Source organism: Streptomyces sp. NPDC018029 (genome assembly GCF_044327655.1).
Classification (GTDB): domain Bacteria; phylum Actinomycetota; class Actinomycetes; order Streptomycetales; family Streptomycetaceae; genus Streptomyces.
Genome location: NZ_JBIRFV010000016.1, coordinates 25,076 through 38,428, shown reverse-complemented (window position 1 = coordinate 38,428; position 13,353 = coordinate 25,076). Strand labels below are relative to the sequence as shown.

The following is a 13,353-nucleotide window of genomic DNA, read 5'->3' as shown; positions in this document are numbered from 1 at the left end:
CCAACTGGCCCACCCGTGTGGGGGTTTACCCCGAACAGCCACCTAGGGGGCCGTGAGGAGCGCCCCGGTGCGGGTACTCGCGGACGGACGCAAGGAGGAGTTCATGCCACTCACGTTCCGCAAGAGTTTCCGGATACTTCCCGGGGTTCGGCTGAACATCAACAAGCGCTCGTGGTCCCTCACCACGGGAGGCCGTCACGGACCCCGCCGCACTCACAGCAGCACCGGTCGGCGCACCACGTCGATGGACCTGCCGGGTCCGTTCGGCTGGCGGCGTACGACGAAGCGGCGCTGAAAGCCGTCCAAGAGCCGCTCCCCATAGAGCTGCTCTTCACAGAGCCCTCCTCACACAGCCGCTCCCCAAAAATGCGATGCCGTGCCGGGACCTGTCCTGTTACGGTCACCGGCATGAAGAAGCGCGCCGCGATGACGACGACGTCGGAGAGTGTCCCGGCGCGCTGATCGATGTGCTCAGTTCGAAGCCCCGGGGCGAGTGCCCCGGGGCTTCTGCTCGCGGAAGGTCACTCGCCCGATGTCCGCGAGGAGACCTCGATGAACAACATGACCCGCCTGGCCGACGCTGCCGACGACGACCGTCGCGACGCACCGCACGACCACCGCAGACTGGGCCGCGAACTCGGCCTGTTCGGCACCGACCCACTGATGGGCTCCGGACTGCCGTACTGGCTGCCGGACGGGGCGGCCGTGCGGCACGCCCTGGAGGAGTACATCCGCGACGCCGAACGGCGCGCCGGATACCGGCACGTGTACTCGCCCGTGCTCGGAAAGCGGGAGCTGTACGAGATCTCCGGGCACTGGTCGCACTACAGCGACGACATGTTCCCGCCGATGGACCTGGGCGGCGAGCAGGTGGTGCTGCGACCGAGCCTCTGCCCGCACCACGCGCTCATCTACCGCTCCCGGTCCCACAGTTACCGTGAGCTGCCGCTGCGCATGGCCGAGCTCGGCGGCATGTACCGCGCCGAACTCTCCGGCGTACTGGGCGGATTGAGCCGGGTGCGGGCCATCCACCTCAACGACGCACACATCTTCTGCACCCTGGACCAGGTCGCCGACGAGGCGAGCGCCGCTCTGGGGATGATCCGCCGCGCGTACGACGCACTGGGCATCCGTCCGGCCCGCTTCCGGCTGTCCCTGCCCGGCCCCAGCGGCAAGTACGTCGCCGATCCGGAGAAGTGGCGGCGCTCCACCGACCTGTTGACCGAGGTCCTCGACCGGTCCGGGCTGCCCTATGAAGCGGTCGAGGGCGAGGCCGCGTTCTACGGACCGAAGATCGACGTCCAGGTCGTCGACGGAGCGGGCCGCGAGGCCACCCTCTCCACCGTCCAGGTCGACTTCCACCAGCCCGAACGGTTCGATCTGCGCTACGTAGGCGCGGACGGCGCCAAGCACCGCCCGGTGATGGTCCACCGCAGCGTCATCGGCAGCGTGGAGCGAGCCGTCGCCCATCTCGTCGAACAGCACGGCGGAGCCTTCCCTGCCTGGCTCGCCCCGACCCAGATGGTGGTCCTGCCGGTCTCTGAGGCGCAACTGCCCGGTGCCGAGCGCCTCTTGCGGCGGTGCGCCGAGCTCGGGCTGCGGGCGGAGCTCGCCGGGCCCGGGGAGGGCAGCCTGGGCGCTCGCGTCCGGGCCGCCCGCCTCGTGCCCTACCAGGCCGTCGTCGGCGCGAAGGAGGACGCCGACGACCTGGTCGCGCTGCGGCTGCGGGACGGGCGGCGCCTCGACGCGCTGCCCGTCGCTGAGGCCCTGGCCCGCATCGGCGCCCTCGTCGGGGCGCACCGGGCCGAACTGTGGGACGCCTGACCGCGGCAGGAGGCGAGGGTCAGAGTGCGCCGACGACCAGCGTCACGCCCATGACCGTCATCGTCGCCGCGATCAGGAAGTCCAGCGCCCGCCACGAGGCGGGCCGCGCGAAGAAGCCGCTGAGCAGCCGAGCGCCGTAGCCGAGCGCGGCGAACCAGCACACGCTGCCGAGCATGGCGCCGACGCCGAAGGCCCAGCGGAGGCCGTCATGGCCGGCGGCGACCGAGCCGAGCAGGAGGACCGTGTCGAGATAGACGTGCGGGTTGAGCCAGGTCATGGCCAGGCAGGCGAGCAGCGCGCCACGCCGTGATCCGGCCGTCTCGCCGACGGCCGTCATCGCGGTGGGGCGCAGGGCGCGGCGCGCGGCGATGACGGCGTACGAGAGGAGGAAGCCTCCGCCTATCAGGCCGACGAGGGTCATCGCCGGGGGCCAGGCCGTCACGAGGGTGCCGACTCCGGCGACGCCCGCCCCGATGAGCACCATGTCGGAGAGGGCGCAGATGGCCACCACGCTGAACACCGCCTGACGTCGGATGCCCTGGCGCAGCACGAAGGCGTTCTGCGAGCCGATGGCGACGATGAGCGAGAGTCCGGTGCCGAATCCGGCGGCCGCGGCGGTCAGTGCTGTTCCCATGGCTTCGACGTTAAGGATCACTGATGCACTAAGTACAGGTAAAGATTCTCATGTACCTTAAGCAAGCGTGATGCCGCATACCGAGAAGGCCAAAGAGGCAGGGCGGACGAGCCTTCCGTCCGGGGCGCTCTCGGAGCTGCCGCTCGAACACGTGCGGACGCTCCTCGCCGTCGTCGACGAGGGCACCTTCGACGCCGCGGCGGCCGCCCTGCACGTCACGCCGCCCGCGGTCAGCCAGCGCGTCAAGGCACTGGAGCGCCGTACAGGGCGGGTGCTGCTGATGCGCACGAAACCGGTGCGGCCCACCGAGTCGGGACAGGTCGTCGTGCGGTTCGCCCGGCAGCTGGCCCGCCTGGAGCGGGACGCGCGCGCCGAGCTCGGCATCAGCGACACGGGCGAGCCCGCCGTCCTGCCGGTCGCGGTGAACGCCGACTCGCTCGCGACCTGGTTCCTGACCGCCCTGGCCCGGATGCCCGACGAGCCGCGGGTCTGTTTCGAGCTGCGGCGCGAGGACGAGGACCACACGACGTCACTGCTGCGCGAGGGCTCGGTGATGGCCGCTGTCACGTCGTCGCCGGACGCGGTGTCGGGCTGTACGGTGCGGCGGCTCGGGCGGATGCGGTATCTGCCGGTCGCCTCGCCAGGGTTCGCGGCACGGCGGCTCGGCGACTGGCCGCGCGTGCCGCTCGGGGAGGTCCTCGCGGACGCGCCCGCGGTGTTCTTCGACCGCCGCGACTGCCTGCAGGACGACTTCGCGCGCAAGGTGACGGGCGGGCGCGGCGCGAGCCCGCTGCGGCACTACGTTCCCTCGTCGCGCGGCTTCCTCGAGGCGGTCGAGGCGGGTCTCGGCTGGGGCGTGGTGCCGCAGGCTCAGGCCGAGCCCCTGTTGCGGGCGGGCGCGCTGACCCTGCTCGACCCCGACCGGGTCGTGGACGTACCGCTGTTCTGGCAGCAGTGGAAGCTCGACTCGCCCGCGCTGGCCGCGCTGGCGGACGCGGTGGTGACCGCGGCCGCCCAGGCCCTGGACCAGTGACCGGCCGGCCCCGGAGCCGGTGACACGCGGTGGACAGAACGTGCGGTGCGGGCGACTCCTGTCTAGCGTCACTGGCATGACGACTGATCCGCGGAGTTACGAGCTTCTGCTGGTGCCCGAGTTCACCGAGGGCGGGACGGGGACGATCGGCGGTGACCATGCGCTGCGTTCCGCGGTGGTGGTCGCCACGGGCGAGACCGGCGCGTCCGGCTATCCGCGCTACGTCGGGGGCGGCATGGAGGCCGACATCGACCCGGCGACGCGGTCCGTCGAGGCGCTGCTCGTCGACGGGGCCGAGCTGGACTACGGGCTCTCGGTGCGGGTCGCCGACCGGTCGGACGGCTGACACCACACCTTCCCGCGACAATACGACAATGTGACAGAAAGAATGTTCGCGTCAAAAATAACGCTGCTTCGTTTCACGTGAATCATGTAAAACGGAGCTCGGCCTTCTGAATGGACGCCTCCAGGCTCCGGCCAGGCACACCGCGCCGCACTGGCTTGAACTCATCGCTTTCGATGGTGCCCACAGGTCGACCCGGTAGGCTTCGGTATTCGAAAAGACCGAAGTGAACACACCTCCTGCCGACCATGTGGGGAGCTGGTCATGCGACCGGACGACCGGATCGGGGGCCTCGTCCAGTCCCTCTCGGAACACCTCGTCAAAAATGTCGAGGACCACCTGCTGGAGGGCGCGCGCCGCGATTTCCTCCAGCTCGGATTCGCGAAATTGCCCTTCCTCGTTCCTGACCATGTCAAATCATCGGTTGCGGACGAGATCGAAAGCCTCGTCGCCGAACACGGCGTCCGCCGCGGAATGCGCTTCAAGGAAACCGGCGGCACGCCTCGGCTGATGCGCAATGTCCGCCACAAGGAAATCAGCGAGCACGGTTCGGTCATTCCGGCGGTGTACGCCTCCGCGGATCTCCTCGACGCGCTGGGGAAGGTCGCGGGCGAGCCCGTGCTCACCTGTCCCTACGAGCCGGAGCGGTACGTGATCACCGAGCTGGAGCAGTCCGGCGACACGCACGGATGGCACTGGGACGACTACAGCTTCGCGCTCGTCTGGGTCGTCGCCTGCCCGCCCGCCGAGCACGGCGGATTCGTCCAGTGCGTGCCCCGCACGTACTGGAACAAGCAGGACCCGCAGTTGCACCGCCAGTTCATCGCACAGCCCATCCACTCCTTCGAACTACGCCCGGGCGACCTCTACTTGATGCGCACCGACACCACCCTGCACCGCGTCTATCCGCTGAGCAGCGGCCGCCGCCTGATCATCAACATGGGCTACGCCTCCCAGGGTGACCTGCACAAACAGATCAGCCACGAAACCATGGACGGACTCTGGAACGGCTCGCGCGACGAGCAGGCGGGGCAGCCGCCGAGGCAGACCGTATGACCTCAGCCGAAGGGGCTCGGACCCAGGTGCCCGAGCCCCCTCAGCTGCCGCGCCGGCTGGGCACCTCGGGTCTCGTGGCGCACTACGTCACCTCCGTGATGGGCGCCGGCGTGCTCCTGATTCCCGCTCTCGCCTGGGCCGAGGCGGGGCCGCTGTCCCTGGTCGCCTGGGGGCTGCTCATCCTCTACAGCTACCCCTTCGCACTGATCTTCGCGACGCTGTCCGTACGGCACCCCACGAGCAAGGGCGTCGCCCAGTTCGTGGAAGCGGCGTTCGGGCCCCGGGCGGGCCGGATCGCCGCCGTCTTCCTCCTCATCACGCTGCTCGCCGGAAATCCGGTGCTCGGCCTCGCGGCCGGCCGCTATCTGCTCGCAGCGGTCGAACCCACGGCGTCGAACCGGGCGGCCCTCCTCGCGGGCTCCGCCGTCATCGTGTTCTGCGTGCTGCTCAACCTCTGCGGGATCAGGGTCAGTACGCGCGCCCAGATGGTGGTTCTCGGCACCGTGGTGCTCCTGCTGGCCTTCGTCATCTGTCTGGCCCTTCCCCAGGGGGACTACACGCGCCTCGCGCCGTTCGCGCCGCACGGCTGGGGCGCTCTCGGCAGTACGTTGCTCATCTGTTTCTTCGGATTCATCGGCTGGGAGAACGCGGCTCCGGTGGCCGAGGAAGTGCGCGACCCCGGCCGCACCTTCCCCAAAGGAATTCTCTACGCCGTCTGTTGTGTGGGGCTCCTGTACTTCGCCATGGCGTTCACCGTCTCCGTGGCCCTGCCCGAGACGTCCGCGGGCCAGTCGGATCTGACGGCGTTCGTGCGGCTCCTGGAGGCGGCCACGGGATCCGGGCTGCGCAGCGCCGGATATCTCGTCGCTGGAATTCTGCTGCTGCTCACCACCAACGCCTGGTGCCTCGGCACCTCGCGGGTCGTCTTCGCACTCGCCCGCGACGGCCTCCTGCCGACCGGCCTCAGCCGGCTCACCCCGCGGGGCAGGGTCCCGGCACGCGCTGTCCTCGCCCTCCTGCCCGGGTACGCCGTGTCGGTCGTCATCCTCCTGGCCACCGACTCCAGCGAGACCACACTGATCAAGGCCTCATCGGCGACCTACCTGCTCATCTTCCTCATGGCCTTCCTCTCCGCCACCCGGCTCCTCCCCCGGGGCCGCACCGCCCGCCTGAACCTGGCGGTCATCGCGGCCACCGTCGTCATGCTGCCGTTCTTCGGCGTCAGCGTCGTCATCGCCCTGGCGATGCTGCTCGTCGCCGTCATCGCCGAGCGGTGGCTGCGCAAGCGCGTCACCTAACCCCCCGAGACAGGAGTACTCACGTGACCGCGCGACACATCCTGCGAATACAGGACCTCACAGCCAAGGAAATGTGCTCCCTGCTCGACCTCGCCGAAGCGATGAAACGCGGCGACGACACGCGCCCCCACCTCGCGGGCCGCTGCATCGGCCTGCTCTTCAACGTGCCGTCCACCAGAACCCGCGTCTCCTTCCAGGTCGCCGCCTCCCAACTCGGCGCCGACAGCTACCCGTACGGGGTGGAAGAGCTACGGCTCGCCAACCGCGAGTCGATCGAGGACACCATCGGCGTACTCAACCGCTACCTCGACGCGCTCGTGGTCCGCTGGTACGACATGACCGAGTACGGCGCGGGCCACCGCCGCCTGCGTGCCATGGCCGACCGGGCGACGATCCCCGTCATCAACGCGCTGGACGACGAGGAACACCCCTGTCAGGTCCTCGCCGACCTCATGACACTGCGCGAGCTGTACGGGGCGGGGGTCCCGGCCGAACGGATCGTGTACGCCTGGTCCTACTCGCCGCGGCAGAAGACCCCCGGGGTGCTGCACTCCTCCATGATGGCCGCGGCCCTGCTCGGCCACCGCATCACCGTCGCGCACCCGCCGGGATTCGCGCCCGAGGAGCGCGTGACCGGAGCCGTCCAGGAAGTCGCCGCCCGCACCGGCGCGCGCATCGACCTCACGCAGGACCTGGAGGAAGCCGTCCGCGGCTGCTCCGCCGTGTACACCCTGAGCTGGAAGTCCCCCACGCTCGTCGGTCAGGAGGAGATCCAGGCGAGGACCCGGCTCGCGGACCGGTGGCGGATCACCGAACCGCTGATGCGGCTCGCCGGCGAGGAGGCCGTCTTCCTCGACTGCATGCCCACCAACCGCGGCGAGGAGGTCGACGCCGAGGTGAAGGACGGCCCCCGGTCGAAGATCTTCCAGCAGGCCGAGAACCGCCTGCACACCCAGAAGGCCCTCCTCACCCAGCTCTTCGACGGAACGCTCTCGGGAGGCCCGCGATGACGGCCGGACGACCTGGCACACGGGTGGCGCTGGTCACCGGGGGCGGCGGTGGCATCGGCCGCGCCGTCGCACGCCGCCTCGCGGACGAGGGCGCGGCCGTCGCGGTCGTCGACCGGGACCACGAGGCGGAGGCCGTGGCCCGCGACATCCGCGCCGCAGGCGGGCACGCCGAGCCGTTCGTGTGCGACGTCTCCGCCGAGGGCGAGGTATCGGCCCTGGTGAAAGAGGTCGTCGGCAGGCTCGGCGGCATCACCGACGTGTGCTGCGTCGCGGGCAGCATCCGGCGCGGGACGGTACGGGAGCTGTCCCTGGACGACTGGCACGCGACGTTCGCGGACAACGTGGACTCGGTCTTCCTCGTGTGCCGGGAGGTCATCCCGCTCATGGAGCGTGCCGGACACGGGAGCATCGTCACCGTCGCCTCCGGCTGGGGCCTGCGTGCCGGGGCGAAGGCCGCCGCGTACTGCACGGCGAAGGCCGGTGTGGTGATGCTCACACAGGCCATGGCGCTGGACCACAGCCCCGCCGGCATCAGGGTCAACTGCGTCGCCCCGGGCGACACCCGCACGCCCATGCTCGCCCGTGAGGCACGTCAACTCGGCCAGTCCGACGCCGAGTTCCTCGCCGAGGCCGCCGACCGGCCGCTGGGCAGGATCGGCACGCCCGAGGACATAGCCGCGGCGGTCGCCTTCCTCGCCGGGCCCGACGCCGACTTCGTCACGGGCACCGTGCTGACCGTGGACGGTGGAGGAAGCGTTTAGGGGGAACCCTCGTGTCGAACGCCGCCCCGCGTGCAACACGTGTTGGCGTTCGACAGACTGAACGAGGGATTCCACACCGAGGAGCGGAAAACGAGTGGCCGAGCAACTCACCGATCAGTCCGGCGACCGGTCCGTCGGGCTGAAGAAGGCCCTGACGACTCCGCTGCTCTACTTCTTCATCCTCGGAGACGTGCTCGGGGCGGGGGTCTACGTCCTCGTCGGGCAGATCGCCGCCGAATCGGGCGGCGCCGTCTGGGTGCCCCTGGTCCTCGCCCTGCTGCTCTCGCTGCTGACCGCCTCCTCGTACGCCGAGCTCGCCACGAAGTATCCGAAAGCCGGGGGCGCCTCCCACTACGCGACGCTCGCCTACGGACCCTTCGCCGGGTTCCTGGCCGGGTTCTGCATGCTGGCGGCGGGCATCGTCTCCGTGGCCGCGCTGGCCCGGGGCTTCGCCGGGGAGTACCTGACCGCCTTCGTCACCCTGCCCGTCGTCCTGGTGGCGGCGCTCTTCCTGGGTGCCCTGGCCCTCCTCAACGCCCGCGGCATCAGCGAGTCCACCCGCGCCAACGTGGCCGCGACGGTCATCGAAGTGGGGGGTCTCCTGCTGGTCGTCGGCCTCGGCGTGTGGCTGTTCCTGCGCGGCGACGGCGACGCCGGGAGGCTCGTCCAGCTCGGCACCGCGGAGAAGGGGGCCGCGGCCGGCGTCCTGAGCGGGACGGTGCTCGCGTACTACTCCTTCGTCGGCTTCGAGACCTCCGTCAACGTCGCCGAGGAGACCCGCGACCCGCGCCGTTCCTACCCCCGCGCCCTCTTCGGCGCCCTGGTGACGGCGGGGGCCGTCTACGCCCTCGTCGGGATCGTCGCCTCGGTGGCCGTCCCCACCGAGACGCTCGCCGACTCCAGCGGCCCGCTGCTCGAAGTGGTGCGGGAGGCAGGCGGAGTGCCTCCGAAGCTGTTCAGCGCCATCGCCCTCGTCGCCGTCGCCAACGGCGCACTGCTCACCGGCATCATGAGCTCGCGGCTGGCCTACGGCATGGCACGGGACGGACTCCTGCCGCGCTTCCTGACCCGTGTGCTGCCCGGCCGCCGCACTCCGTGGGCGACCATCGTCGCCACGACCGTCCTCTCTTTCCTGCTGGCCCTGACGGGGGACGTGGAGACGCTCGCCTCCACCCTGGTGCTGCTGCTCCTCGTCGTGTTCTTCCTCGTCAACACCGCCGTCCTCGTGCTGCGCCGCGACGGCGTGGAGCGTCCCCACTTCCGGGCGTACACCGCACTCCCGGTCCTCGGCGCGCTCTCCTGCGTGCTGCTCGCCACGCAGATCGAGGCCGAGGTGTGGACCCGCGGCCTGATCATCCTTGCGGTCGGCGTGGCCCTCGGCGCGGTGTCCGCCTGGCGCCGCCGCGGGGCGTCGACCCTGCGCTGAGGCCCCTACGCCGAGGCCGGATCGGCGCCGGGCAGGGGCGACACCGGGCGTTCGAAGAACGTCTCCAGGGAGACGGTGGCCTGCGTGCCGCTGACCCCTTCGATCGCGTACAGCCGGCGGAGCACGTCCTGCAGCTGCTCGGTCGTGGCGGTGCGGACCTTCACCAGGACCGAGGCGCTGCCCGCGATGACGTGCGCTTCCTGTATCTCGGGGATCGCCGCGAACGCGTCCGCGGACTCCCCCATCCACGCCGTCGATTCGACCATCACGAAGGCGAGCACCCCGCGGCCGAGCGCGGCGGGGTCCGCCTCGACGGTCGTACGTCGGATGACGCCGCGCTCGCGCAGCTTGCGGACCCGCTCGTGGGCGGCGCCCGCGGAGAGACCCGCTCCCTTGCCGAGGGCGGCGTACGAGATCGTCGCGTCCTCCTGGAGGAGGGCGATCAGCCGACGGTCCATGTCATCCACAGTCACCATGGCGCAACCATACAGCGTTCTGGCATAGTCATGATCGTCCGAACAACATTCGGTTCCTGACGGCTAAGGGGTATTCATGTCCGGCGACGACAGCACCTCCCTGTACGAGATCCTGGACGATCGGTTCCGTACGGGGCGGTGTGCGAACGGGGACGACCGGCTGGAGAAGCTGTACGGGGGCTGCCGGTGGGCCGAGGGGCCGCTCTACCTGCCCGCCTGGCGTCAGCTCGTCTGGAGCGACATTCCGAACGACCGGCTGCTGCGCTGGGACGAGGAGACCGGCGCGGTCTCCGTGTTCCGCTCGTCCGCCGGGCACGTGAACGGCAACACCATCGACCGTGAGGGCCGGCTGATCTGCTGCGAGCAGGGCAACCGCCGGGTCACCCGCACCGAGCCCGACGGCCGGATCACCGTGCTCGCCGAGCGCTTCGAGGGGAAGCGGCTGAACAGCCCGAACGACGCGGTCGTCCACTCGGACGGTTCGGTGTGGTTCTCGGACCCGGACTTCGGGATCACCAGCGACTATGAGGGCTTCCGCGCCGACCCCGAGATCGACGGCCGCAACGTGTACCGGATCGACCCGTCGACGGGCGAGGTGCGGCTGGTCGCGGACGGCTTCGGGGCGCCGAACGGCCTCGTGTTCTCGCCCGACGAGCGGCAGTTGTATGTCTCCGACACCGGGGCCGGATGCATCCGGGTCTTCGACGTGCGCGAGGACGGCACGCTCTCCGAGGGCAGGGTGTTCGCCGAGGCGAAGGACGACATCAGCCGGTTCGACAACCTCCGCTTCGACGACGGCGGCCGCCTGTGGGCCGCCGCCATCGAGGGAGGGGTGCACTGCTACGACCCCGACGGCACCCTCATCGGACGGCTGCGGGTGCCGGAGCCGGTGTCCAACATCGCCTTCGGCGGCCCGAAGAACAACCGGCTCTTCATCACGGCGACGAGTTCGCTCTACTCAGTGGTGATGGCCGTGACGGGGCTGCCGCGGGTGCGCGCCTGAGCGGGTGCGGCACGTGAGTGCGGCGCTTGGGGGCGGCGCGTTCACTCCGTGGCTTCCGCCTCCACCGGCTTGGGGATGAGGAAGGACGTCGCGAAGGCCGCCGCGATGAGGGCGACTCCGGCGATCATGCCTGCCGTGTAGCCGGCGGGCGACGTCTTGTCGGCCGGTTCCGCGGCGGTCTGCACGGCGTACAGGACAGCGAAGCTGAGGCCCGCGCCGAGGTTGAAGGCGCCCGCGTTCAGACCGGGCAGGAAGCCCGGGTTCTCCTTCGGGGAGAGCACGATGCCGAGGCCGTTGAGGACGATGTTGCCCACGCCCGCGTACGTCACGCCGATGAGGATCGACGCGGCGAGGAGCAGCAGCCGCGAGTCGGCGTGCAGCGTGAACAGCATCAGCGTGACCGTCACGGCCGAGCCGATGAGGCCGACGCGCAGGATACGGCCGTAGCCGTACGTGGCGGCGAGGCGTCCGGCGAGCGGGCCCATGGCGAGGCCCGCGAGGGCGTACGGCGTCAGGGTCCACCAGGCGGATTGCTCGGCGCTCATGCCGAAGCCTGCCTGCGCGTCCTGCGCGAAGGCAGGGATCATGCCGTTCATGACGGCGAACACGCCGGTCATGGTGAGGACCGTGGTGAGCAGCAGCGCCCAGGTGGAGCGCTGGCGCAGGTGGCGGGTGGCGACCAGGGGGTGGCTGCTGCGGTCCTCGATGCGCCAGAACAGGGCGAAGGCGATGGCGGTGACGACGAACAGGGCGACGACGAGCGGCCAGTTCGCGTTGCCGAGCTTGCCCGCCTCGTTCAGGGCGATGAGGGCCGCGCCGACGGAGATGACCAGGAGGGTGACTCCGGGCCAGTCCATGCGGGTGTCGGTGGCGTGGACCGCCTTCGACTCGGGGGTGAGGGCGGCGACGAGGATCGTGGCGAGCGCGGCCACTCCTGCCATGGTCCAGAACACCGACTGGAAGCCGTGGTGGTCGGCGAGGTAGCCGCCGGCGAGAGAGTCGACGCCGGCGATGCCGCCGTTGACGGCGGTGATGACGCCGAGCAGTGTGCCGTACTTCTTCGGTTCGTGGACCTCGTTGCGCAGCATGATCAGGCAGAGCGGCACGGTGGGTCCGGAGACGCCCTGGATGACGCGGCCCGCGAAGAGCATCGGCACGCTTTCGGCGAGCGCGGCGACGACGCAGCCGACGACCATGAGCGCCAGCATTCCGGTGAGGACCTTGCGCCGGCCGACGAGGTCGCCGAGGCGCGGCAGGAAGAGCGAGAAGAGCGCGGCCGAGGTGAAGAACGCGGTCTGGGTGAGGCCGATCTCGGCGGAGGTCGCGCCGAGGGAGTCCTCGATGTTCTTCAGGGCGGGGCTGAGCATGCTCGCGTTGAGCTGGAAGGCGAAGCAGGCCGCGAGGAGCGCGGTGACCAGGACGCCGATGCGGACCGGTCGGGAGCCGCGGGCGCCGCCGGGCGCGGCGGCGGGTTCGGTGAAGGAGGCGTTCATGCGCTGACGTCGCCGATCCGCTCGAGGGCGTCCACGATCAGGTCCCAGAAGCGTGTGTGGTCCAGGTCGACGGCGACCTGGGTGTGGCAGTCGTCGGGGGCGGGCGCGCGGAAGTCCGTCACGGTCATGCCGAGCGTGAGCGTGCCGGTCAGCTCGACGTCGACGGGTGCCTTGCGGACCGTCATGACGCTCGGGTCGATGACGTACGCGACGGCGCACGGGTCGTGGACGGGCGGCGCCTCGAAGCCCTGGGCCTCCAGGTACATGGCGCCGAAGAAGTCGAGGAGCTCGTTGACGAAGAGGGCGGGCTTGGTGCCGACCTTGCCGATGCGCTCGATGACCTCGGGGGTGGCGAGGGCCTGGTGGGTCAGGTCGAGGCCGACCATGGTGACGGGCCAGCTCTCGTTGAAGACGATGTGCGCGGCCTCGGGGTCGATCTTGATGTTGAACTCGGCGACGGGGCTCCAGTTGCCCGTGTGGTAGCCGCCGCCCATGAGGACGACCTCGCGGACGCGCTCGACGATACGGGGCTCCTTGCGGGCGGCCAGGGCGATGTTGGTGAGGCCCGCGGTCGGGACGATGGTGATCTCGCCGGGCTCGTGGGCCATGACCGTGTCGATGATGAGGTCGACGGCGTGGCGCTCGTCCAGGGCGAGGGTGGGCTCGGGCATCAGGGGGCCGTCGATGCCGCTCTCGCCGTGGATGTCGGGGGCGTTCTCCACGTCGCGTACGAGGGGGCGGGGGCATCCCGCGGCGAAGGGGACGCCGGTGATGTTCGCGATGCGGGCCACCGAGAGGGCGTTGCGGGTGACCTTCTCCAGGGTCTGGTTGCCCACCACGGTGGTGACGGCGACCAGCTCGACATCCGGGTTGCCGTGCGCCAGGAGCATGGCGATGGCGTCGTCATGTCCGGGGTCGCAGTCCAGGATGATCTTTCGGGGCATCGCGGAACCTCTTTGTTCGGCTGAGCCGGCGCTGCGCGGCGCCGACTCGGGA

14 protein-coding genes are annotated in these 13,353 nt (G+C 70.3%); 10 read left to right on the top strand and 4 right to left on the bottom strand.

Annotated elements, in window-relative coordinates; genetic code table 11:
- The first annotated feature begins 103 nt into the window (after nucleotides 1-103).
- Both ACH4D5_RS35870 and thrS read left to right on the top strand, forming a co-directional pair.
- Nucleotides 104-295 (top strand): DUF4236 domain-containing protein, encoded by a 192-nt coding sequence (locus ACH4D5_RS35870; protein WP_160502320.1) that lies wholly within the window; start codon nucleotides 104-106, stop codon nucleotides 293-295.
- A gap of 257 nt (nucleotides 296-552) precedes the next feature.
- Entirely contained in the window at nucleotides 553-1,824 is a 1,272-nt protein-coding gene (gene thrS, locus ACH4D5_RS35865) for a threonine--tRNA ligase (protein WP_398311392.1), read from the top strand.
- Nucleotides 1,825-1,843: 19 nt separating this feature from the next.
- On the opposite strand, the gene ACH4D5_RS35860 is transcribed toward thrS, so the two are convergent.
- Nucleotides 1,844-2,458, bottom strand: a complete 615-nt coding sequence (locus ACH4D5_RS35860) for a LysE/ArgO family amino acid transporter (RefSeq protein WP_398311389.1) — start codon at nucleotides 2,456-2,458, stop codon at nucleotides 1,844-1,846.
- A gap of 70 nt (nucleotides 2,459-2,528) precedes the next feature.
- Between ACH4D5_RS35860 and ACH4D5_RS35855 the strand changes: the two genes are divergently transcribed.
- The 7 genes from ACH4D5_RS35855 (at nucleotide 2,529) to ACH4D5_RS35825 (ending at nucleotide 9,385) form a co-directional block, all read left to right on the top strand.
- Nucleotides 2,529-3,491 carry a LysR family transcriptional regulator ArgP gene (locus ACH4D5_RS35855; RefSeq protein ID WP_398311386.1) on the top strand — a complete coding sequence of 321 codons (963 nt, stop codon included), beginning with the start codon at nucleotides 2,529-2,531 and terminating at the stop codon, nucleotides 3,489-3,491.
- Between the two features lie 76 nt (nucleotides 3,492-3,567).
- Entirely contained in the window at nucleotides 3,568-3,837 is a 270-nt protein-coding gene (locus ACH4D5_RS35850; RefSeq protein WP_398311383.1) for a hypothetical protein, read from the top strand.
- A gap of 261 nt (nucleotides 3,838-4,098) precedes the next feature.
- Nucleotides 4,099-4,890: an ArpA protein gene (locus tag ACH4D5_RS35845; protein ID WP_398311380.1), complete on the top strand. Its 792-nt coding sequence runs from the start codon at nucleotides 4,099-4,101 to the stop codon at nucleotides 4,888-4,890.
- Nucleotides 4,891-4,916: 26 nt separating this feature from the next.
- Nucleotides 4,917-6,188, top strand: coding sequence for an APC family permease (locus tag ACH4D5_RS35840; protein ID WP_398311377.1), 1,272 nt, complete (start codon nucleotides 4,917-4,919; stop codon nucleotides 6,186-6,188).
- 23 nt (nucleotides 6,189-6,211) lie between these two features.
- Complete coding sequence (locus ACH4D5_RS35835; RefSeq protein ID WP_398311374.1) at nucleotides 6,212-7,198, top strand: ornithine carbamoyltransferase; 987 nt, start codon at nucleotides 6,212-6,214, stop codon at nucleotides 7,196-7,198.
- Entirely contained in the window at nucleotides 7,195-7,959 is a 765-nt protein-coding gene (locus tag ACH4D5_RS35830; RefSeq protein WP_398311371.1) for an SDR family NAD(P)-dependent oxidoreductase, read from the top strand. The genes ACH4D5_RS35835 and ACH4D5_RS35830 overlap by 4 nt, the downstream gene beginning before the upstream one ends.
- Nucleotides 7,960-8,053: 94 nt before the next feature.
- The gene (locus ACH4D5_RS35825) at nucleotides 8,054-9,385 is read left to right on the top strand and encodes an APC family permease (RefSeq protein ID WP_398311369.1); all 1,332 of its coding nucleotides are present in this window, start codon (nucleotides 8,054-8,056) and stop codon (nucleotides 9,383-9,385) included.
- Between the two features lie 5 nt (nucleotides 9,386-9,390).
- Here the strand turns inward: ACH4D5_RS35825 and ACH4D5_RS35820 are convergent, their stop codons facing one another.
- Nucleotides 9,391-9,852 (bottom strand): Lrp/AsnC family transcriptional regulator, encoded by a 462-nt coding sequence (locus tag ACH4D5_RS35820; protein ID WP_398311686.1) that lies wholly within the window; start codon nucleotides 9,850-9,852, stop codon nucleotides 9,391-9,393.
- 85 nt (nucleotides 9,853-9,937) lie between these two features.
- On the opposite strand from ACH4D5_RS35820, the gene ACH4D5_RS35815 reads away from it, so the two are divergent.
- Nucleotides 9,938-10,864: an SMP-30/gluconolactonase/LRE family protein gene (locus ACH4D5_RS35815; protein ID WP_398311366.1), complete on the top strand. Its 927-nt coding sequence runs from the start codon at nucleotides 9,938-9,940 to the stop codon at nucleotides 10,862-10,864.
- Nucleotides 10,865-10,905: 41 nt separating this feature from the next.
- Here the strand turns inward: ACH4D5_RS35815 and ACH4D5_RS35810 are convergent, their stop codons facing one another.
- Both ACH4D5_RS35810 and ACH4D5_RS35805 read right to left on the bottom strand, forming a co-directional pair.
- Entirely contained in the window at nucleotides 10,906-12,357 is a 1,452-nt protein-coding gene (locus tag ACH4D5_RS35810; RefSeq protein ID WP_398311363.1) for an MFS transporter, read from the bottom strand.
- Nucleotides 12,354-13,301, bottom strand: a complete 948-nt coding sequence (locus ACH4D5_RS35805; protein ID WP_398311360.1) for a nucleoside hydrolase — start codon at nucleotides 13,299-13,301, stop codon at nucleotides 12,354-12,356. Before ACH4D5_RS35805 ends, ACH4D5_RS35810 begins: the two co-directional genes overlap by 4 nt.
- Between the last annotated feature and the right edge of the window lie 52 nt (nucleotides 13,302-13,353).